The sequence below is a fragment of the Enterocloster citroniae genome (genome assembly GCF_040545455.1).
Classification (GTDB): Bacteria; Bacillota; Clostridia; order Lachnospirales; family Lachnospiraceae; genus Enterocloster; species Enterocloster citroniae.
Map to the genome: position 1 here is coordinate 268227 of NZ_JBEPLZ010000004.1, position 21631 is coordinate 289857.

At 51.4% G+C, this 21631-nt stretch carries 15 protein-coding genes; 1 reads left to right on the forward strand and 14 read right to left on the reverse strand.

Annotated elements, in window-relative coordinates:
* Positions 1-560: 560 nt before the first annotated feature.
* From ABID13_RS07185 to ABID13_RS07200, 4 genes are all read right to left on the reverse strand, one after another.
* Complete coding sequence (locus ABID13_RS07185; RefSeq protein ID WP_082173945.1) at positions 561-770, reverse strand: TetR/AcrR family transcriptional regulator; 210 nt, start codon at positions 768-770, stop codon at positions 561-563.
* A complete protein-coding gene (locus tag ABID13_RS07190; RefSeq protein ID WP_156200141.1) occupies positions 770-2359 on the reverse strand; it encodes an ABC transporter substrate-binding protein in 1590 nt (529 codons plus the stop codon). The genes ABID13_RS07185 and ABID13_RS07190 overlap by 1 nt, the downstream gene beginning before the upstream one ends.
* Positions 2356-4938, reverse strand: a complete 2583-nt coding sequence (locus ABID13_RS07195; RefSeq protein WP_048930499.1) for a hybrid sensor histidine kinase/response regulator — start codon at positions 4936-4938, stop codon at positions 2356-2358. The genes ABID13_RS07190 and ABID13_RS07195 overlap by 4 nt, the downstream gene beginning before the upstream one ends.
* A 267-nt stretch (positions 4939-5205) precedes the next feature.
* Positions 5206-6246 carry an amidohydrolase family protein gene (locus tag ABID13_RS07200; RefSeq protein ID WP_007864476.1) on the reverse strand — a complete coding sequence of 347 codons (1041 nt, stop codon included), beginning with the start codon at positions 6244-6246 and terminating at the stop codon, positions 5206-5208.
* Positions 6247-6369: 123 nt separating this feature from the next.
* On the opposite strand from ABID13_RS07200, the gene ABID13_RS07205 reads away from it, so the two are divergent.
* Positions 6370-7245, forward strand: a complete 876-nt coding sequence (locus ABID13_RS07205) for a LysR family transcriptional regulator (RefSeq protein WP_048930500.1) — start codon at positions 6370-6372, stop codon at positions 7243-7245.
* Positions 7246-7281: 36 nt separating this feature from the next.
* Here ABID13_RS07205 and ABID13_RS07210 read toward each other — a convergent pair whose 3' ends face one another.
* The 10 genes from ABID13_RS07210 to ABID13_RS07255 all read right to left on the reverse strand — a co-directional run bounded on the left by ABID13_RS07210 (position 7282) and on the right by ABID13_RS07255 (position 21629).
* Positions 7282-8025, reverse strand: coding sequence for an SDR family NAD(P)-dependent oxidoreductase (locus ABID13_RS07210; RefSeq protein WP_007864470.1), 744 nt, complete (start codon positions 8023-8025; stop codon positions 7282-7284).
* A gap of 46 nt (positions 8026-8071) precedes the next feature.
* Positions 8072-9334: an alpha/beta fold hydrolase gene (locus ABID13_RS07215; protein WP_007864467.1), complete on the reverse strand. Its 1263-nt coding sequence runs from the start codon at positions 9332-9334 to the stop codon at positions 8072-8074.
* A gap of 29 nt (positions 9335-9363) precedes the next feature.
* Positions 9364-10320 (reverse strand): ABC transporter ATP-binding protein, encoded by a 957-nt coding sequence (locus ABID13_RS07220; protein WP_007864464.1) that lies wholly within the window; start codon positions 10318-10320, stop codon positions 9364-9366.
* 3 nt (positions 10321-10323) lie between these two features.
* A complete protein-coding gene (locus tag ABID13_RS07225) occupies positions 10324-11304 on the reverse strand; it encodes an ABC transporter ATP-binding protein (RefSeq protein WP_048930501.1) in 981 nt (326 codons plus the stop codon).
* Positions 11305-11321: 17 nt separating this feature from the next.
* A complete protein-coding gene (locus tag ABID13_RS07230; RefSeq protein ID WP_007864462.1) occupies positions 11322-12185 on the reverse strand; it encodes an ABC transporter permease in 864 nt (287 codons plus the stop codon).
* Positions 12182-13141, reverse strand: a complete 960-nt coding sequence (locus tag ABID13_RS07235; RefSeq protein ID WP_007864461.1) for an ABC transporter permease — start codon at positions 13139-13141, stop codon at positions 12182-12184. The genes ABID13_RS07230 and ABID13_RS07235 overlap by 4 nt, the downstream gene beginning before the upstream one ends.
* 24 nt (positions 13142-13165) lie before the next feature.
* Positions 13166-14857: an ABC transporter substrate-binding protein gene (locus ABID13_RS07240; RefSeq protein WP_048930502.1), complete on the reverse strand. Its 1692-nt coding sequence runs from the start codon at positions 14855-14857 to the stop codon at positions 13166-13168.
* Between the two features lie 414 nt (positions 14858-15271).
* The gene (gene pckA, locus ABID13_RS07245) at positions 15272-16876 is read right to left on the reverse strand and encodes a phosphoenolpyruvate carboxykinase (ATP) (RefSeq protein WP_007864450.1); all 1605 of its coding nucleotides are present in this window, start codon (positions 16874-16876) and stop codon (positions 15272-15274) included.
* Between the two features lie 107 nt (positions 16877-16983).
* The gene (locus ABID13_RS07250; RefSeq protein ID WP_048930503.1) at positions 16984-21264 is read right to left on the reverse strand and encodes a PAS domain-containing protein; all 4281 of its coding nucleotides are present in this window, start codon (positions 21262-21264) and stop codon (positions 16984-16986) included.
* Positions 21264-21629, reverse strand: a complete 366-nt coding sequence (locus ABID13_RS07255; RefSeq protein ID WP_007864448.1) for an Hpt domain-containing protein — start codon at positions 21627-21629, stop codon at positions 21264-21266. Before ABID13_RS07255 ends, ABID13_RS07250 begins: the two co-directional genes overlap by 1 nt.
* Positions 21630-21631: the final 2 nt, after the last annotated feature.

Sequence of the window (21631 nt, forward strand, 5' to 3'; positions counted from 1 at the left end):
CTGAAAACACCGGCTTTTCAAGAGGTTTTTGTCCCTTTTACGACAACTTTAAATTTTCGGACAAAACAAAACAATTCAACACCATGCATAATTATAGATGATAAATCGGTATTAAGCAATACATTTCACGTAAGCTCTTTAAGAACCTCTTTAAGAAGCCGCCTTTTTTAGCAATTCCTGCGTAAGGCTTTCGGTGAGAAATGCGTTGAGTCCTTCACAGAAAATCATTTCTGCCTCGTCCTTTGGAACCAGTACATTGTTGCTGGTTACTTGGCCGATCCAGCGCTGCGTCTGCAGTTGGGAAATCATATCAGAAGTTTAAACCCGGACTTTTTCACTCAGACCGGTCTGGGATTGTAACTGTTCAGGATATCCGATGTGAAAATTGGTGCAAAAACGGACTTATAAGCATGCTTAACGCCTGCATTTACAGCTATTTTCCCGCCATCCCGAACTGTTACTTTTAATTCATGCATTTGGTTAGTATTTGCTAACCATTATTTAAAAAAATAGGGATTAAATCCCAAAAACGGTTTGCCTGCCATTCGTCTTCCTCCAGATCATTTCTGCTTCAGCTCATCAGTTCTTGCCTTTTCAAAATGCCTTTTTACAGATTCAGAGTAGATTTCGGAAACAGCCGCCACCACTGGTTCTGCCAAAGCGCCGAACAACGCCTCCTTATCATCAAAATGATGATAGAAGGCTCCATTGGTCACATGGGCGTCCTTGCATATTTCCCGGATGCCGGCCCGTTCAAACCCATATTTTATTAGTTCTTTGAAATATCATAGTAATACACACAAGTCTGATACGCCGGATTCTCATAAACGCCGCTGATCCTATTGCTTATAACATAATTCTGCATCATATCATATGCAAAGATCATATAGCATTCGTCCATTATGGTTTCCTGCATCTGTATATACAGCCTTTTCGCGGCATCCCTGTCCGTTGCTGTCAGCTCCACCGCTTCTTTATTCACAGACTCAAATATCCCGTCATCCAAATAGCAGAAATTGTAGCCAACAGAATCCCTGGCATTTACAAGCAGCGCTGAAAACCAGCTGGCAGGATCCGCATAATCAGGCCACCACTGCATTAACATGATATCCTGGCAGTCATCCGGGTCCGCGCTCCCTGCCAGCGCCCTCTGGGCATCCCAGTCCATGCCAAGAAGCTTCAGCGTCACTCCTATGCGTGCAAGATTATCCTTGTAGATCTCCAGCATCTTACTGTAAGACGTATTGCTCCTCATGTAAGAAACCGTCACCGTAACATCTGTGAGGCCGGACCTTTTAACGTATTCTCCTGCCTTTTCCAGGTCACAATCATAGCGCATCAGATCATCGCTATGTCCCCAAAGGCCGGCAGGAATCATACCATGAGACCGCGCGCCGTATCCTGCCAAAACCTCATCCACTGTTTCTTCATATGGAAACGCATATGCCAATGCTTTCCGAAAATCTTTGTTGTTACAGGGAGCGCTCTTTGTGTTTAACATCAGGATCACATTGGTAAATGTATTGGCATGGAGAACGGAAAACTTATCATCCTCCCCCAATGCCTTTAAATCTTCAATTGAAAAATCTGAGGCAAGCTGGGATTCACCTTTTTCAAGCAGTTCTCGGCGGGTACCGGAATCAGGAACCTCCTGTATATAAACGTATTGATACTGGTTGTCCTCCCAGCCGCCGCGATAGCCTTCATAGGCTGCCAGAGTGACTGCCCTTGCCGAAGCTGTGGAAATGGTATAAGGACCGCTTCCACCGTCATTCCCATCATTAAACCATTCCACATCTTTATCAAGAACATTGGGGCTCATGATATAGGCAGCATAGCCTGCTGACGCAATGAGGGGGATTGACGCACTGTAGCTGAGATGGAATGTTACTTCGTACTCTCCGGTTACTTCAATGGAATCCACGCTGTTCCAGATGTAAGCGGCCCCCTTGCCAAGATTAATGGTCCTGTCAATGGATTTTTTGACTGCTTCTGCATTCATTTTTTCTCCATCATGAAAGGTGACATCCTCTCTCAGGCGGAAAACCCACTGGGTGCCATCTTCATTGGATATCCAATTGGTGGCAAGCAATGGTTCAACCTCATCGGTCCGGTCATTGTAGCGGGTCAGGGTTTCATATACATTGTGAAGTATTTTCACACCGTTAGACTGCTCCGTACTTGGATCTAATGTCACATATGGTTCTGAATAATAAGAATGATACAGTACATCCGTGTCCTCACTGCCCTTCTCCCTGCTCTCCCGGCATCCGGTAAGCAGGGAGACAGTAAGCAGAGAAACAGTAACCAGGGAAGCAGCAAGTACTGACCCCATCAGAACGGATAATCCTCTTTTCATCCGACTTCACCTCTCCTTTTATTGGCAAGCCCTGCGTCTTTAAGTTCTCCGAAAAGCTTTTTCATATCAATTGGCTTTGCAGCATGGCCATTCATTCCTGCTTCCAGACAAGCCTGTATATCCTCAGCAAAAGCATCCGCAGTCATGGCAATGATGGGAATATTTCGTTTTACCTTATCAGGGAGAGCCCGAATGGCCCTGGAGGCATCACGGCCGTTCATAACAGGCATCTGGATATCCATCAGAACCGCGTCATACGTATCTGCTTCGGCATCACATAAAAGTTCTACACAGATCTGTCCATTCTCTGCCCTGACGGTACTGATATCGTAGTATTTCAGCATTTCCTCTATAATCTCCCAGTTTAAGTCATTGTCCTCTGCAACCAGAAGCCTCAGCCCCTGCAGTCCGCCTGCGTCTTCATCCGCGGATGCGGTTTCAACCTTAGAAAAATGCAGGAACTCGTTCATTTTATCATAGATCACAGACTTAAACATCGGTTTATTGATAAAAGCATGAACCCCTGCCGCCTTAGCTGCATCTTCTATCTCCGTCCAGTCATATGCACTGATGATAATGATCAGAGCTTCATCTCCAACCTTGGCCCGAATGGCTGCCGCAGTCTCAATACCGCCCATATCCGGCATCTTAAAGTCAACAAGCACAACCCTATATCCCTGGCCGGCTTCATGCCTTGCTGCGGCCATTTCAACTGCCGTCCGCCCATTGTCTGCCTTATCAACCGTTACCCCCATAGATACCAGGGTATCCTCCGCGGTTTCAAGGAACACTTCATCATCATCCACAAGCAGCAGCTTAAGGGGCGGCAATACTAAATCATCCGTGGTGGTTTCAGCAATTGGAAGTGTCAGAGTGACAGTGAATTTAGTTCCTTTTCCAATCTCACTTTCACAGTCAATGGTGCCGCCCATAAGATCAGTCAGCTGCTTGGTAATGGCAAGTCCGAGGCCGGAACCCTGTACCTTATCAATACGGGTATCCACCGCGCGGGTAAAGTTCCGGTACATATCACTCATAAATTCCCGGGTCATGCCGATCCCGGTATCCTGAACCGTATAGGTCAGGATCACTTTGCCGCTGTCTTCAGGCAAACGTGTCTGCGCAAGTGTTAAGACGACTTTTCCCCCTGGATCTGTATACTTTACCGCGTTGGACAAAAGGTTGATGAATATCTGGTTGATCCGAAGTTCATCCGCATACAGGTATTCATATGTTATATGGTGCAGGCGGACCTCAAACATCAATCCCTTTTCCTTGATCTGGGGCCTTACGATGTTCACAAGATTTGTACCCGATTCAGCAAGGGAAAACACTACCGGGTGGAGGGTCATTTTTCCTGATTCAACGATTGAAATATCCAACACGTCATTGACCAGAGTAAGTAAATGGTTGCTGGCCAACGTGATCTTTTCAAGGCATCCCAGTACCTGCGGGGGATCATCAATATTTTTTCTTGCAATCGCGGTCATCCCAATGATGGCATTCATCGGCGTACGGATATCATGGGACATGGAGGAGAGAAACCTGGTTTTTGCCATGTTGGCATTCTGCGTCTCCTCCACGCTCTTTTTAAGCTGCCTGTTAATGGACATGATATGGCTTCCATCCAGCAGCAGGAGAAGGAGAAAGCCGATGGTTACATAAAAAAGCATATGCCAGTCAAACCCTATGTCAACCAGCGCTTTGGACTGGATATAACCTACAAACGTGCAGTTTAGTGTGTTCTCTATCTGGCTGCTGACATAATACGCATCTTCACCGGCCTGATCCTTCAGTTCCACCAGGCACTTGTCTTCTTTCTGGAAGGAGCTTTGGAATCGGCCTATATCCACATAGGAAAGACCATTGTTTTGTTTAATAAATGTCCAGAAGGTATCACCGCTCATGGAACCGGACTGAATGATATACCGTCCATTTATGTCTATCAGGGAAACCTCCGCCTCGCGGTAGGCACCTGGGAAAAGCCACTGGGAATGGAGCACATTGACAGGAATCGTTTTTACAAGTATGGCTTTTGCATCTCCTCCTCTGTCATCTCTGACAGTCAGCAAGCTGCAAAATCCAATACTATTGATCCCATCCACCGGATTAATATACGCGGAGGATATGTAGACAGTTCCCTCTCCCCTGGTTCCGTTTATCATTAAAGGAAGTATGTATGTAAATGACTCTGCCACCTGGGAGTAATCAACCTTGTTCCCATTGTTTCCGGAACCGGTAGATAAACCGGACAATGTATCATAATATAATATGTGTACAGAAACATCACTATTTATATTAACTTCCTTCAGATATTCAACGGCTTCTTCCGCCGAATACCCATGGTTCTCTATGTAGGCAGCCCAGCTGTCACATTCATTCTGCAGGCTGCTCATATACCCATAAGATAGTTGGGCGGTGGATTCCACGGCAGCAGTAAACGCATCCCGAGCCGCCCTTTCTTTATCACTTCGTACATTTTGGGAATAGCCCACGCAAAGGATCAATACAAAAACAGCGATTGCAATATTGCTGAGAGCAAGCGCAATGAATCTGTCCTTTCCTCGTTTGGTTTTCATACGCTTTCTCCTCTCTGGGCTTTCCGGGACCGCTATTCATCTTTATGGAATGACAATTTATCACCTAAAAAACATTTTATCATTAGATGGACCGGCAAACAAGAGAATAAAAGATTCCTGCATCATTTTTTCATAGGGAAAACGTTCAGGCAGTCGGCAAGCATATCCGGCATCTCTTTTCACACAAAAAACAACAGCACCGCAAAACCGGACTTTTCCGCTCCTGCAGCACTGCCGCCTATCCATTCCCTATCCCATAAACACGCTCTAAGAAACCTCAATCCCATACAAGCGCGATGCATTTCTCCATAGAATATTTTCCTTATCATCCCCTGAAAGATCCATCCCTCTCACGAAACCGGCTCCCTCTGTCAGCCATTCCGTCCGCACGGGATAGGAGGAACCGTAGATGATATGGTCGGAGCCCAGCACCCGGACCGCACATTCCAGCGATTCCCTGCCCCACGGCTGGGCGTGGCTGGTCTCGAAAAATATATTTTCGGAAAGATACCGGGCCAGCTGCTCCCCGTTATCGTCAAACCGTTTGACCTGGTCCGCTCCCGCAGACCTTGTGGGAACCATCATTTCCTTGAATGCAAAGAAGCCGCCGCCCAGCATGGAATGTACCATCCTGACATGGGGATAGCGCTCAAACATGCCGCTCATCATTTCCCTGCACACAGCCGTCATCTGATCCACACAGCGTCCATAGGACCTGCGCAGGTTGTTGTAGGCGAGCAGGGAACCATGGTCCACCGGCACCGGGGTGTGGTGCACGTAGACGGTCATCCGGTACTCTTCCAGCTTTTCAAACAGAGGGGCAAACGCCTCGTCATCCAGATACAGGTTCCCGTAGTGGGCGCTCATCTGTACCCCCCTCATCCCCAGCTCTCTGTGGCAGCGTTCCAGCTCCGCAAAAGCCGCCTGCCCGCCGAACGGAGGTATGACTGCCAGCGGAATGAGGCGTCCGTTGCTGCGGCGGGCATAATCCGCCATCCCATCGTTAAAAAGCTTTGCCATAGAAAGTCCCAGCCATTCATGGCAGCATGGCACCTTCATAACCCCTTTGTCGATTCCCGCCAGGTCCATGTCATGCAGCTGCTTTTCCAGCTCATAATCTCCCTCTGCATAATTCACTCCGGGACAGCCTGCCGGGCGTTCGATGACAATCTCTTTTCTTTTGTCCCTGTCAAGAACCCGGCCCGCGGTCCCGTAAGCCCGGGGAATGTCCGCCAGGAACAGGGAAAGCAGTTTGTCATCTTTGAAAACCTGCTCCGGGAACCAATATACGTTTGCATCTATTACCATGTCCGATACCTCTTTTTCTTCATACTTAATTTTAGAGCGTGTTCCGCCGGGAGTACTTGCGGTTTCCCGCAGAAAACCTTATAATACTTCTGGAAGGTATTATTACATCAGGGGAGAATATTAATGGAAATTGATTACATTCACGAATTTGTTGTTCTGGCCGATACCGGCAATTATATGGAAGCCGCCGATAAGCTTTTTCTTACGCAGTCATCCCTTACCAGGCATATCCAGAAGCTGGAAGCCGACCTGGGCGTCCTCCTGTTTGACCGCTCCACCAGACACATTGAGCTTAATAAATACGGGAATCTGTTCATGCCCTATGCCCGGCAGATCTCTCAGCTTCAGAAGGAATATTCCACCACATTCTGCAATGAACTGAACCGGGAACGCGGCACGATCCGGATCGGAGCCATACCTGTGATGGCCCAGTACCAGATCACGGATATCCTGGCGCGGTTCCAGCAGGAGAACCGGAATTTTATGCTGGATATCCAGGAAGCGGATTCCCTGAAGCTGATCCAGATGCTGCGCGATGAGGAGATTGATTTTGCAGTGATCCGTGAATCCGATGATGCATCCAGCGCGTTTTGCAAAATCCCCATCACCCAGGATACGCTGGCGGCCCTGATGCCGGCCGGCCATCCCCTGGCAGTAAAGGACCACATTGAATTAAAGCAGCTTTACCGCGACTCTTTCCTGCTCCTGGGCCGGGACACTTTCATGTATTCCCTCTGTGTCCGCGAGTGCCGCAGCGCGGGATTTGAACCCCACATAGCATTTACCAGCAACCGGGTGGACAACATCATCGGCCTGGTCAGCAAGGGCATGGGCGTGGGCCTTCTCACCAAACGGCCCGTCATGTCCGCCAACCATTCGGAGATTGCAGTGGTGGACATCCTGCCTGCCATTACCACCACCATCAGCCTGGCCTACCTGCCCGGCAAAAAGCTGACCGCTCCCCAGCAGCAGCTGGTTAAAATTTTTGAGAGCCTGTGATGTGCAGGCTCTTTTCCATTGAATCCTTTTGGCCTTTCACCCCATATACATCCCGCCGTTTAACCGCAGCACCTGCCCGGTCATAAACCCGGCCTCCTCGCTGGCCAGATAACACACGGCCGCTCCAAAGTCCCGGGGCGTTCCGTTGCGCCCTGCGGGAATCCTTGGAATCAGCGTTTTATTGTCCAGCTCATCCTCCCACTCCACGGGGTGGTCGTTTTCCATGCCGCCCTTCGCAATACAGTTGACCGTAATCCCCTGCCCGGCCAGGGCCTGGGCGAGATACCGCGTCATGGAAATTACTCCGCCTCTGGCCGCACAGTCGGGCAGCCCTTCCTCCTGCATCCCGTTCTCCGCGCTGATGCCAGCCATCAGGATGATGCGGCCCGCCCGGCTCTTTGCCAGATAGGGGAGTGCTTTCTGCACCATGGTAAAGCTGCCTGTAATCTGGTGGTGAAGCTTCTGGTCCAGCTCCTGCTCCGTGATATCGGAAAGCCCTTTTAAGCGGGCCGGCGCGCCCTGGTTGGGGATAATCACATCCACGGAACCGAATCTTTGGCACACCTCCCCGTAGACCGCTCCGTCCCCATTTTCATTGCTCAGGGCAATACAGGTTCCCGGATGATGTTCTACCTCGGCGATCAGCCGCCTGGCATCCTCCATGTTGTGGGTCACCATGACCACGTTCATTCCTGCCTCTGTCAGCATGTGCACGGCCCCGGCCCCCACATGGCCCGTGGCCCCGGCAATCACTGCCGTACGTCCTTTTAATGTATACATATTCCTCTCCATCTGTCCGGCGTTCCGAAGCATATTTAATAAAGCTTTAGATAAACCGCCCGTTCTGGTCAATCCACGAGTCCACAAAATCAAACAGCACCTTCACCGTATCGCCGAACTGTCCCGGATAGCTCTCCGCCTCGTAAGCCGGCGTAAAATTATGCCCGGCGCCTTCCATAAAGCCCAGGGTCTTATCCGTGCTCCCGGCCCGCTCATAGATCACCTCGGATGCAAGGTATTCATAGCTGCCGGTCATGCCCACGGCAAGCATGGGAACATGGATTCCCGTCACATTGCCCGGAGGGCAGCAGTAGGACGAATCCCAGTCAACTCCGTACACTCCGTCCTCACCCACATGGAATTCCTCTGTGGTCCTGACCGCCTGGGACCGGAGAAATGTTTTCACCGTGGTCATAACGGCTCCGCTTCGCAGGGAACCCGTATTCTGCTGTCCGGGACGCGATACCCGGACGCTTGGCACCACCTGAAGGGTGATACTTCCGTCCCCGTGCAGCAGAGGCCATTCCTTCTTTGTGTGGGACAGCAGACTCAAATCCTGGGGAAACAGCTTGTTATTGGGCGCAATCTGGTTGGCCCCCGGAATCACCATGGGTTCATCATCCAGATAGTTTCCCCGGCCCTCCCCGATCTCCTTAAGACGGAGCAGCGCATGGCCGATCAGCCGGTTGCCCCTGGCGCCTTGGGCGCGGTAGAATTCCCGCTTGAATGTCTCGCTGTAATTGGAACCGTCCGGATGAAACCCATGATCCATGTTAAAAAGATCCAGCTTTGGATTGCGCCTGGTTCCATTGAATTCTTCCTCGATTGCAGGATCCAGGCTGAACAGGGTCATTGCTCCGTTTCCAAAATTGGAATCCAGGAACATGACGCCGTCCGCCGCGGTCAGCTCCTCAGCCAGGCCGCAGGGAATCAGCTTTTCCGGTCCCTGAAAGACCTTTGCCCCATTCTCCGCCACGCACTGGTAAGCGCTCATCAGGGTAGCGCCCCCGCTGTGTCCCAACAGCAGCACCTTCTCAATGCCCGGATACGACTTCAGGAAATCCACCGCCCGCTTTACGTCCAGCATCTTGTCGTCCAGCGTGGATTTGTCATCCGCAACCACCGCGGTCAGAACACGGTATCCCCTCTTTGCCAGCTCCGGCGCGGGCAGAAATCCCAGATAGCTCTCATCCGAGTGCATCAGCACGATACCGATCTTGCTTTTCCTGCCCAGAAGATCCGGCTCATAGAGCAGGCCCGGCACCCGGTCCGGAAGCGGTACAAATGCGATTTTATAATTATCCGACATAATAATTCCTCTCTTTACTTCTTTTCTCTTTACCCATTGATCTCCGACACGCGGCAGCAGGACACAAAATGGCGGCCCGATACCTCGGTCAGCTCCTGGGGCTGTCTGCACGCCTCGGCCGCATAGGGGCATCTGGAATAGAACCGGCAGCCCGGCTTGGGGTTAATGGGCGAGGTGATCTCCCCTTTTAGCGGAAGCCGCTTCATGGGATGCAGGATATCGGTGGACGGAATGGCGGACAGCAGCGCTTTTGTATATGGATGCAGGGTATGTGCAAACAATTCAGCGCTGGGCGCCTTCTCCACCAGCTGTCCCAGGTACATCACGCAGATATTGTCCGAAATATGGCGTACCACGGACAGGTCGTGTGTGACAAACATATAGGCAGCGCCGCTTTTCTCCTGAAGGTCCATCAGCAGGTTCAGCACCTGTGCCTGGATGGATACGTCCAGGGCGCTGACCGGCTCGTCACAGACGATAAATTCGGGATTCAGCGCCAGGGCCCGGGCGATTCCCACCCTCTGGCGGCGTCCTCCGTCCAGCTCATGGGGATAGGAACGGCGCAGGCGCTCATCCACCCCCACCAGGTCCATCAGGCGGCTGGCCTCATCCCGCAGCTCCGACCTGGAACGGAACCTTCCCGAGCGTTTCAGCGGCTCCATGATGGTGGATTCGATCCGCATCCGCGGGTTCAGGCTTGAGTACGGGTCCTGGAACACGATCTGCATCTGTTCCCGTACCGTTCTCAGTTCCCCTCCCCGGACATGGGTGATGTCCGTTCCGTTTAACAGAATCTCACCTTCCGTGGCCTCCTGCAGACGGATGAGGGTGCGTCCAAGGGTGGATTTCCCACACCCCGACTCTCCCACCACGCCCAGGGTCTCTCCTTTTTCAATTGAAAATGACACGTCATCCACCGCGTGATTGATTCCCGCAGGCACTTTGAAGTATTTTTTCAAATGTTTCACTTCGATCAGGGACGGCATATACTAATCCTCCTTTTGTTTGAGACCGCATCTGCAAAAATGGCCGGGTGCAATTTCTCTGAATTCGATTTTCCCCTTGCTGCATCCGCCCTTTGCATGGGGACAGCGCGGTGCAAACGCACAGCCCTCCGGCAGGTCGGTGGGGTCAGGCGGCGAACCGGTAATGGGCTTTAGCCGCCTGGCCTGGCTGTTCATGCCGGGCAGGGAGTGAAACAGGCCAACGGTGTACGGGTGGGACGGATGCAGGAAAATGTCTTCCCTGCTGCCGTATTCCAGTATCTCCCCTGCATAGATCACGGCCACCCGGTCGCTGGTCTCGGCCACCACGCCCAGGTCATGGGTGATCAGCAGCATGGAGGTGTTGTATTTAACCTTTAAGTCCTTGATGAGGTCCAGCACCTGGGCCTGGATGGTCACGTCCAGGGCCGTGGTCGGTTCATCCGCAAGCAGCAGGTCCGGGCTGCAGGCCAGAGCCATGGCAATCACCACACGCTGTTTCATACCGCCGGAGAACTCAAAGGGGTATTCGGCAAACCGCTCCGCCGGAATCCCCACCAGCTCCAGCATTTTCCCGGCCTCCTCCTCCGCTTCCCTCCTGGTATAGTCGTTGTGCAGCAGCAGTCCCTCCACGATCTGCTCCCCCACCGTCATAATGGGGTTGAGAGCCGTCATGGGGTCCTGGAAGATCATGGCGATCTTCCCGCCGCGGATTTTCAGCATTTCCTCCGCCGGCTTTTTGAGCAGGTCCTCGCCTTCCAGAATAATCCGCCCCTGCTTCAGCCTGGCCGGCGGATTGGGCAGGATTCCAAGGATCGCCTTGGCAATGGTCGTCTTGCCGGCTCCCGTCTCACCCACCAGGGCCAGCGTCTCCCCCTTATCCATATCAAAGGAAATGCCGTTAACCGCATGGACCGTCTTCCTGCCGGATGTGTAGATCACCTCCAGGTCCCGCACCGAAAGAAATTTCTGTGTAGTTTCATCCATTTTCTTAAACACTCCTTTCAACTGCGAAGCTTCGGGTCCATGGCATCGCGCAGTCCGTCACCGATCAGATTGATAGCCAGCACGGTCAGCGCAATGACAATTCCGGGGAACATGATCAAATGCGGGTAATTCAGTATATGGGTTCTGGCATCCGCCAGCATGGCGCCCCATTCCGGCGTGGGCGGCTGGACTCCCAGGCCGATGTAGGACAGGGCCGCCGCCATGGTGATGTTCATGCCGATATTCATGGTGGCGTCCACGATCACCGGGGATACCACGTTTGGCAGGATGTGGCGGAACATAATGCTTAGATGGGAACAGTTGATGGACTGGGCCGCCTCCAGGTAATCCTTGGAGCGCTCCGAGAGAATCTGCCCCCGGATCAGGCGCACGTCAATGGGCACATTTCCAATGGCCAGGGCCAGCACCGTATGGAAGAATCCCGCGCCCAGCACAGCTGAAATGAGGATGCACAACAGCATACTCGGAAGGCTGGACCAGATGTCCAGAAAACGCATGATCAGAGTCTCCGTCCTGCCGCCGAAATATCCGGCGATACAGCCGATCAGGCATCCCAGCACCGCGCTGAACACTGCGGCGCAGATTCCCAGGGCCAGGGAATACCTTCCCCCGTAGAGAAGGCGGCTGAACAGGTCGCGTCCCATTGCGTCTGTCCCGAATATATGCTTAAGGGACGGCGTCCCAAACATACCCGCCAGATCCATTTCATTTACGCCGTAAGGCGCGATCATGGATGCGGCTGCACATGACAGGACAATGAGGGCCAGCAGGACCATTCCCACCCTGGAACCCTTATTTTTCCAGATTCTTGTAAATGTCTCTGCAAAAAGTGATGATTCGCCTGTTTGATTCATTTTCATGCCTTGACCGCCTTTCTCTTTTTCACGCCCGAATACTGAGCCTTGATTCTCGGGTCAATGAGTGCATAAATCAGGTCCACCGCCAGCATAACCAGGGCTGTGAAGACCGCAAAGAACAGTACGCAGGCCCTGACTACCGGATAATCCCGCATGTTGATCGCATTCAGCATATAAAGTCCCACGCCGGGAACGGAAAACACGCTTTCTATCACAGCGGACCCGGCCACGATTCTTGCAAACCCGGCGCCGATGGATGTGATGATGGGCATCAGCGCATTGGGAAGCATGTGCTTTAAAACGACCATTTTCTCATGCTGGCCCTTGGCCCTTGCCGTGGTAATGTAATCCTCGCGGAATACCCCCAGCATACTGGCCCTGGTCTGGCGCGCATTGACCGCGATGCCGCCCAGGGCGCTGCATATGATAGGCATTACATAATACTGGGGGCCTCCGATTCCGTAGGAGGGAAGCCAGCCCAGCTTTGCCGAGAACAGAAGGATCATCATCAGAGCCACCCAGAAATCCGGGCAGGAGATGAAAATCATGGCAATGGCCATGGTCAGGGAATCCTGCCATCTGCCCTCGTGGGTCGCCGCAAAGATCCCAAGATACAGGCCCAGTCCCAGGTTCAGCACCATGGCGCTGACGCCGATCAGGATGGTACGCGGCAGGCGCACCAGCATTTCCTGGTAAACAGGTTTGTCGTAAACCCAGGAATTCCCGAAATCCATCCGGATAAATGTATTGTAGAAATAGCTTCCCAACTGTGCCGGATACGGCCGGTCGATCCCCATCTTTGTCCGCATGAGAGCGATATCGGACGCGGAGGCATTTCCTCCGGCGATCACAACAGCAGGGTCGCCGGGGGTAAAATACAGGATAGTAAATATGATAAATGCCGTTCCAAGCACAATTACGATCATCCAGAGCAGTCTCTTTAATATATATTTTCCCATATGATTCACTCCGATTTTTACAGGTTAATCCAAATAATAGTCGCATGCTCCCGGAAGAAGGAATTCACTCTCGCGGTACACCAGGTTTGCAAACTCTTTGCTGTACACCGCGTTCATCTTCGGCATGCACAGCGCATGATAATACGCGTTCTCCACAATGTAATCATGGACCTTGGCCATGTTTTCCTTGTTGTGTCCCTCTGCCGTGTTGGCTGTCTCAAACAGCTCCTGCAGTGTATCATCATGTAAAAATGCCATATTGAAACCGGTTCCGAACTCATTGTAATTGATGGGCCGGTTCCACTCTCCCACCTGTGTGCCGCCGCCGGGATTCCACAGCAGCAGATCCCAGGCTTTTGGATTATTCACATCGGACTGCACCAGCGCGCTTTCCTTGGAATTGATCTCCACATTGATTCCGGCCTGTAAAAGCAGGGCCTGGATCATGGTCATGATGCTCTTTAAGTCTTCCCGGTTAAATCCTTCCAGGGAGATGGTTTCCCCGTTATAGCCGGACTTGCCCAGATATTCCTTGGCCTTCTCCAGGTCATATGTATTCATGTATGTCTCCGTGTTCTCCCATGCCGGATCGTAATCGTCAAAGAACGGGGTTCCGAACGCCTTGGCCGCAATACATGTGCCGGTAGCTGCCGCGATCGCATTGTTGTCCAGTGCATAGAAAATGGCCTTTCTCAGGTTGACATCGCTCATAAGACCGCCTTCCGTACAGTTGGGAATCAGTACGTACATCTCAGATCCCTGGGTTACAAACACACCGTAACGGTCCGCATACTGCCCTCCCTCTGCAAAGTCGGCCAGGTTCTCTGCAGGAACTGCCTGTGAATACTGGATCTGGTCCGTACTGAGAGCAATGACATGCTGGGACGCCTCGGCAATAATATCATACTCAATGGTCTGTACATTTGCCTTGTGGTTCGCGTCTCTAAGTTCTTCAGACTGCCAGTATTTGTCATTAGCCACCAGGGTCAGATGGGAACCGGATACATACTCGCTGACCGTGTACGGACCAGTGCCGACAGGCTTGTCCGCAAAGCCTCCGATCTCCTCGTAGGATTTCTGCGAAACGATCATGGTGCGGCACCACGGCCACTCCAAAGCTCCCACCTGCTTAACAGGACCTGTCCATGTATACTCCACAGTATAGTCATCGACTGCCTTTACACTGTCAAAGATATCATATTTTACTGCATTTCCCGAATCCACGATCAGCCCAACGGAAAAAACCACGTCCTGGGCCTTGATCTGGTTGCCGGCTGCATCGTAGATGTTGTCATACAGCGTCACCCTGGTGTGAGTCTCATCCACGTTCTCATACTCCTTTGCCATGATCGGAACATACTCGCCTCCCCTGAAATCAAAGAGCGCCTCGTAAATATTGTAGTAAATATACTGTTTGCTGTGATCCCCGGCCCATGTATACGGCGCAAGGTCCTGAGGATCACTGGAAAGCGCAACCGTCACCTTTTCGTAGCGCCCGTCCGAGTCAGCCGTTGTCCTCCGCCCCGCTTCCGCCGTGGGGGCTTCGGACGAAGCCGCGGCCGCCTGCTCCTTGTTATCTTCTGGAGCACTTCCCGCCTCTGACGTCTTCGCCGCGGCTCCCCCGCCGCCACAGGCTGCCAGAGAAACTGCCATGGATGCCGCCAATGTCACTGCCATTACACGCTTTAACAAATTTCCGCCCCATCTTTTCTGCATTTCTTGTACCTCCCAATCAATTTGTGTGATTTTATTTTAGTATATTTGTCAATAATGAACAAACCGATTTTGGAAGTGATTTATGCAGTTTGTGCAATTAGTATGTTCTTGAGCAAGGTCCGGGCCTTGATACCCGTTGTTTCCCAAGGCCCTGCTATAGGCCTCCGGGAAGGGGGCATAGTGTCTGTTTTTATCAGATATCCCTTTGCGGGAAAAAGGGAATAGATATTGTTGGTCTTATAATAGATGGCTACAATAATGCGCTCCGGCCCCCCGGAACACAGGTCAATACAGGATTGTGAAAATTATAAAAAAGGCTCTCATCATACAAATAGGGGCAGGATTTTCTCAAATCCTGCCCCAACTGTCGACAAAGAGTCTAATGTCAATATGATAGCTGAAATTTATAACTGATTATAACTGAGGACCTGCGGATACTAATGCTTTTCCTGCTGCATTGCCCTCGTACTTAGCAAAGTTCTTCACAAAACGCTGTGCCAGATCCTGAGCCTTGGTCTCCCACTGGGAAACTTCGCTGTAGGTATCGCGTGGATCAAGGATTGCAGGATCTACGCCTGGAAGCTCGGTAGGAATCTCAAAGTTAAAGTATGGAAGCTGCTTTGTAGGTGCCTTGGCAATGGAGCCGTCCAGGATCGCATCAATGATGCCGCGGGTGTCGCGGATGGAGATACGCTTTCCGGTGCCGTTCCAGCCGGTGTTCACAAGGTATGCCTTTGCGCCGCTCTTCTCCATTCTCTTAACAAGCTCCTCTGCATACTTGGTTGGATGCAGTTCCAGGAATGCCTGTCCGAAACAAGCTGAGAAGGTAGGAGTCGGCTCTGTGATCCCACGCTCTGTACCGGCAAGCTTTGCTGTAAAGCCGGACAGGAAGTAATACTGTGTCTGCTCCGGTGTCAGGATGGATACTGGAGGAAGCACGCCGAATGCATCTGCTGACAGGAAGATAACATCCTTTGCAGCAGGAGCAGCGGAAACCGGACGTACGATCTTCTCAATATGGTCGATCGGGTAAGATACACGTGTGTTCTCTGTCACGCTCTTATCATCAAAGTCGATCTTTCCGTCAGCATCAAGGGTAACGTTCTCTAAAAGAGCATTGCGCTTGATCGCATTGTAGATATCGGGCTCAGAATCTTTGTCAAGATTGATAACCTTGGCATAGCATCCGCCCTCAAAGTTAAACACGCCGTTGTCATCCCAGCCGTGCTCATCATCTCCGATGAGAAGACGCTTGGGATCTGTTGAAAGAGTGGTCTTGCCTGTTCCGGAAAGTCCGAAGAAAATAGCGGTATTCTCGCCGTTTAAGTCGGTATTGGCAGAACAGTGCATGGAAGCAATGCCCTTTAACGGCAGGAAGTAGTTCATCATGGAGAACATGCCCTTCTTCATCTCACCGCCGTACCATGTGTTGACAATAACCTGCTCGCGGCTGGTGATATTGAACATGGCGGCTGTCTCTGAATTCAGGCCCAGCTCCTTGTAGTTCTCTACTTTTGCCTTGGAAGCATTGTAAACAACGAAATCCGGCTTAAAGTTCTCCAGCTCCTCAGCGGTTGGCTGGATAAACATATTCTTAACGAAATGAGCCTGCCATGCAACCTCAACAATAAAACGGATTGCCATACGGGTGTCCTTGTTTGCTCCGCAGAATGCGTCTACAACAAACAGTCTTTTGTTGGAAAGTTCTTCCAGAGCGATCTTTTTTACCGTATCCCAGGCTTCCTGGCTGGCCGGATGGTTATCATTCTTATATTCATCAGATGTCCACCATACGGTGTCCTTGGAATTCTCGTCCATGACAATGAACTTGTCCTTAGGTGAACGTCCTGTGTAAATACCGGTCATAACGTTAACGGCACCGAGTTCACTTACCTGTCCCTTCTCATAGCCCTCCAGTTCGGGTTTTGTCTCTTCTTCAAACAACATTTCAAAAGAAGGATTGTAAACAATTTCTGTAGTTCCGGTAATTCCATACTGACTCAAATCAACATTTGCCATCTTTCATTATCCTCTCTTTCATTTTATCGAAATCCTTCTCATTATCTCATTTTGTTAATTAAAAGTCAATATTTAAAAGAGTAAAATCGAAGATAATGTTCGGATATTTATACAATCCCCTTTAACGCACGGCTGAGGACTGTTTTTAGTATCTCCATGTCAATGGGTTTTGCGATATGCGCATTCATCCCCGCATCCAGCGATTCCTGCACATCCTCGGAAAATGCATTGGCTGTCATGGCAATAATGGGTATCTGCCCGGCGTCCTCCCGTTTCATCCTGCGGATGGCCTGGGCGGCCTCATATCCGTTCATCTTGGGCATACGTATGTCCATCAGGACAGCGTCATAGGTGCCAGGGGCCGCGTCCATGAAGGCATTTAATGCCAAAGCCCCGTTCTCCGTCACATCCGAATGCGCCCCCTGCATCTTAAGCAGTTCGCAAAGTATCTCGGCATTGATATCATTGTCTTCAGCGATCAGGAACCTGCGGCCTGCAAATATCTGGTCCGGTGCAGCCACATCATGGCCCGCTCCTGAGGATTCCGTGCCGGCTTCATCCCCGTCCCCATACTCACATTCCAGTTCAACCCTGAATGTAGTGCCCATATGGACCTTGCTCTCAACGGAAATATCCCCTCCCATGAGATCTACCAGTCCCTTGGTAATGCTAAGTCCCAGTCCTGTACCTTCCACCCTCGCCGTATTGCGTGTAAAGGGTTCAAAAATATGGGATAAAAACTCTTCCTTCATACCGATCCCCGTGTCCGACACCGTAAAACGGTAGCGGGCATACCCCTGGGGCCTGACCGGTGTTACTTCCTCTGCCAGGAAATCCACCCTACCCCCCTCCGGAGTAAACTTGACCGCATTGCTGAGAAGGTTTATGAGTATCTGGTTCATACGCAAGCTGTCACCGTAATAATAAGCGTGCTCAATCCCCCTGCTTTGGATGGTAAATGTAAGTCCCGCCGCCTTTGCCTGAGGTTCCATGATGGCGGACAGCTTTTCCAGCAGACCGGACATGGATATCTTCATATGGTTCAGGCTGATCTTAGACTGCTCGATCTTGCTCATGTCAAGGATGTCGTTGATCAGGCTCAAAAGATGGCTGGATGAGACTGATATTTTCTGAAGGCAGTCCTCCACCCTCTCCCGCTCATCCAGATGGGCCTTGGCCAGCATCGTCATGCCCATGATGGCATTCATAGGGGTACGGATATCGTGGCTCATGGTGGAGAGGAAATCACTTTTAGCCTGGCTTGCCTCCCTGGCAACGGACAGAGCCTCCTCAAGGGCGTTCTTCCTTCTGCGCTCCTCTGCCAGCATATCCGTCACATCCGCCCTGACAAGGCACACGGTGCGGTGGTTCTCATCCCCCCACAGCACATTGATCTGCTTATAGCGGATCCCGTCCTCCCCATGGTATGGAAACACAAAATCATACCCACCCGGTTTTAATGCGAGCGTCTGCAGAATATATTCCAGGTTAAACTGGTTCAATGCATGATCCCTATCCTCACCAGGATCATACTGCCTTACAAATTTCTCTGTCGCCTTGTCGTAATCGTCAATTTTAAAAGGCGGAAGGTTCTCCAACACGGTCTGGCGTGTATGCATGGTCAGTCGGCCGGTGTACACATCGATGATCCCCACCAGTTCAAAGGTGTATGCCATAATGTTCAGGAATCCCTGCTGCTCCCGCACCGAATCCGTTATATCCGTGCGCACAAGGCAGACTCTGCCCAGGCGAAGGTCTATCTCCGATACTGTCATATTCTTGGTACGGATATCCCGTTTCTCATCCATGATGGAATATGAAAATGTATACGGCCCATCTTTTTCCAGGCGCCTGCGGATCTCACCCGGATCCAGGGAATTAAAAAACTGTTCCCTGTCCTTGGGCACGATCACCTGCCCCAGCATATAGCTGAGATGCCCTGAATGGCATCCTGACCGGCTCGGAAGACAGCTGGAGTTCTCATTACAGGTCAGAACCTTATAGGTGTCCTGCTCCAGGTCCAGGTCTATGACAAAATCGTAGCTGGTCACGGAAAGCTGGTGCAGGATCCTGTCATTGATCACCTGTTCCGTAATGTCCGTCACTGTCAGGATTCCCGTCACATCGCCCGTGTCAGGCGCATCTACCAGATTCACCTTAAACTGTACGTACCGGCCGGTGGTTTCATTGGGCAGCCTGATAAAACACCGGAGTATCTTCTCCGTATCATTCTCCTGGAAGGCTTTCATGGCGGGCGCATTCAGATAAGTATCCAGAAAGAGACGGCGGTCTGCTTCATCTTCCACCAGACCGGCAAGGCCGGTGAAGAAGGTCTCACGGTCATATCCGAAGGATTCCAGAAGATGGGAGTCCGTATGGTCACTGATCTCAATGATCCTGTTACGGGTAATATTGCAGTGGCCCATGACCAGTGCATTGGGATCCGTGGTCCCGTAATGCTGCATCAGCCGTTCCTTAAACTGCGTGCGCAGCTGCTCCTGCTCTTCACGCTCCTTTGTCACATCATGGTAAACCGCATAGAACCGGTTTTCACCGCCCTCACTGCGGAGCATGCTGAGTGTGTTTTTGACCCAGACATAGGTGCCGTCCCCCCGCAGGAGACGGTATACCATCTCAAAGTTGCTTTCACCCTGTTTAATAAACCCTGCTATATCGTCACCCACCTGTTCCCTGTCATCGGGATGGACACCCGACAGGGCATCCTGGCTGTAGAGCGCCCAGGCCTGCTCCAGAGACATACAGGTCAGAGCGGCAAATCCGTCCGACATATATTCAGGAATCATTTTGCCGTCCTTCTCACACCTTACAACGGCAATCCCGCCGGGCAGGTTCTTGATCACGGTCTGGAAATACTCTTCCAGCCGCTCCTTCTCCCTGCGTGTTTTCACCTCCTGGGTCACATCCCGCACATACTTTATATACGCCGGGATCCCATTCCAGTCGCTCTCCTTAAAACGGGTCACGTAAAAACGGTCTGAGCCCTCCACCCGCATCTCGTGTTCCCGGCCGTCCTCCATATCTGATCCTAAGGTGCAGAACCTGCAGGGACTGTCCTTTCCATGAAGGGCCGCATAACATTTCTGGCCCACACAGTTTTTTGAATCCGTAAAAAGGACTTCATTTTCATTCACATACAGAAGATCATAATTCTCCCTGTCGATCACATAGATGGAATCCGCCATCTCATTGGCAATTGTCTGGAACAGCCGTGTCTCCGCGGACATACCCGTGATCACAAGATAGATCCTTGGGTCTTCATCCAACGGTCCCATACGCCTTCCGCTCATATGGATCCAGACCAGCCGCCCGTCCTTGTGGAGGATGCGGTAAAACACATCCAGCACCATGCCGTTACTGATCGTGTGATCCACAGCGTTTCGGACCCTCTTCTGGTCCGCCTCATAGACAACATCCAGGGCATCTCTCCGGATCAGGGTTTCATACTCATCCCGTGTATAGCCGGCCAGGGCAATGACCCCATCGGAAAGAAAGGATGCTTCATAGACATCCTTTTCTTTCCGGAATATGGCAATGCCTCCGGGAATGGAGTTGATCAGATGGTTCATTTCCATCTGTGTGTTTTTAAGGTCGGAAATGTTGTGGAACACGCAGTGCAGCAAAGGGCATCCCTGGTCTTCGCCGATCCATTTGATCTGTACCCGCACCCATACAATATGCCCGTCCCGATGCTGTTTGCGGAACTCAAATTCATCCACGCCTTTGCTTTGGACCACCTGCAAAGCCCTGGATACCACCATGGCCGTATCCTCTTTATAGGTCATCTCAGCCGCATCCTGCCTGATCATTCCCTGGTATTCTTCCACCGTATAACCGGTTAGTGCCGGAACACCATCTGAAAAATAGACCGTATCAAAGATATCCGACACCCGGTAAATAGCTACACCGCCAGGAATCGCGTTGATGATATCCTCCATCTTCGCCTTGGCGCCGGCCAGTTCCTTTTCCATCCTCACCTGGCTGCTCACATCGTTTAACACCCCGTAGAGCATAAGTTCCCCGCTGTCCTTCTGTTTTGCGGAACCCTCCAGCCGGATCCACTGGTAATCATTTTCCCTGTGATGGAACAGACGGAAAGTATGGGTAAACCTGCCTTTGCTTTGGATCAGCTTGGCCAGCTTTTCCTTCAGGAGGCCGGCATCCTCAGGATGGACCCTGTCCCAGTCCAGCATCCGTCCCGAATCCGGACGTTTTTTGCCGGAGCAGCCCAGGATCTCATAAAAAGCAGGGTTGCAGTATCCGGGCAGTATCTGCCCCTCCTTGATCTGACAGATACAAAGACCGCAGGGAAAGCTGTCAAACGCAGTTCCCATATAGCCTTCACAAAAAGAGGTGCCCTCCATTGTCATTACCGCCCTTCTTTTAATCTTGCCCTAAGCTCGTCCACCCGAAAAAACTCTGTTTGAACGATCTGATACAGTGCCCCATAATCCACAGACGCTGTTCCCGCACGCAGAGGCTCCACAACAGCGCAGACCGCGTGAAAAAGAGGTGTCAGCCCCATGTTTCCCACAACCCCTTTCAGCGTATGGGCAGCGGAAAAAGCCTCCTCATAGTCCTGCTTCTCAAGGGCTTCCCCCAGCTTCTCAAGGTTATCATCCTTAAACAGCATGTCCAGGAACTTTATATACATGGCCTCATTTCCCATAAACCTTGCCATGGTGGAGTGGTAATCCGCCCCGTAGGCCTCAAACATTTCCCTGAATCCCCCCATTG

Coding starts and splice junctions, on each gene's coding strand:
- ABID13_RS07220 (WP_007864464.1), bottom strand. CDS start 10,320: ATGCCGTCCCTGATCGAAGTGAAACATTTGAAAAAATACTTCAAAGTG.
- ABID13_RS07210 (WP_007864470.1), bottom strand. CDS start 8,025: ATGTATACATTAAAAGGACGTACGGCAGTGATTGCCGGGGCCACGGGC.
- ABID13_RS07225 (WP_048930501.1), bottom strand. CDS start 11,304: ATGGATGAAACTACACAGAAATTTCTTTCGGTGCGGGACCTGGAGGTG.
- ABID13_RS07215 (WP_007864467.1), bottom strand. CDS start 9,334: ATGTCGGATAATTATAAAATCGCATTTGTACCGCTTCCGGACCGGGTG.
- ABID13_RS07200 (WP_007864476.1), bottom strand. CDS start 6,246: ATGGTAATAGATGCAAACGTATATTGGTTCCCGGAGCAGGTTTTCAAA.
- ABID13_RS07205 (WP_048930500.1), top strand. CDS start 6,370: ATGGAAATTGATTACATTCACGAATTTGTTGTTCTGGCCGATACCGGC.
- ABID13_RS07190 (WP_156200141.1), bottom strand. CDS start 2,359: ATGAAAAGAGGATTATCCGTTCTGATGGGGTCAGTACTTGCTGCTTCC.
- ABID13_RS07235 (WP_007864461.1), bottom strand. CDS start 13,141: ATGGGAAAATATATATTAAAGAGACTGCTCTGGATGATCGTAATTGTG.
- pckA (WP_007864450.1), bottom strand. CDS start 16,876: ATGGCAAATGTTGATTTGAGTCAGTATGGAATTACCGGAACTACAGAA.
- ABID13_RS07230 (WP_007864462.1), bottom strand. CDS start 12,185: ATGAAAATGAATCAAACAGGCGAATCATCACTTTTTGCAGAGACATTT.
- ABID13_RS07240 (WP_048930502.1), bottom strand. CDS start 14,857: ATGCAGAAAAGATGGGGCGGAAATTTGTTAAAGCGTGTAATGGCAGTG.
- ABID13_RS07195 (WP_048930499.1), bottom strand. CDS start 4,938: ATGAAAACCAAACGAGGAAAGGACAGATTCATTGCGCTTGCTCTCAGC.
- ABID13_RS07255 (WP_007864448.1), bottom strand. CDS start 21,629: ATGGGGGGATTCAGGGAAATGTTTGAGGCCTACGGGGCGGATTACCAC.
- ABID13_RS07250 (WP_048930503.1), bottom strand. CDS start 21,264: ATGACAATGGAGGGCACCTCTTTTTGTGAAGGCTATATGGGAACTGCG.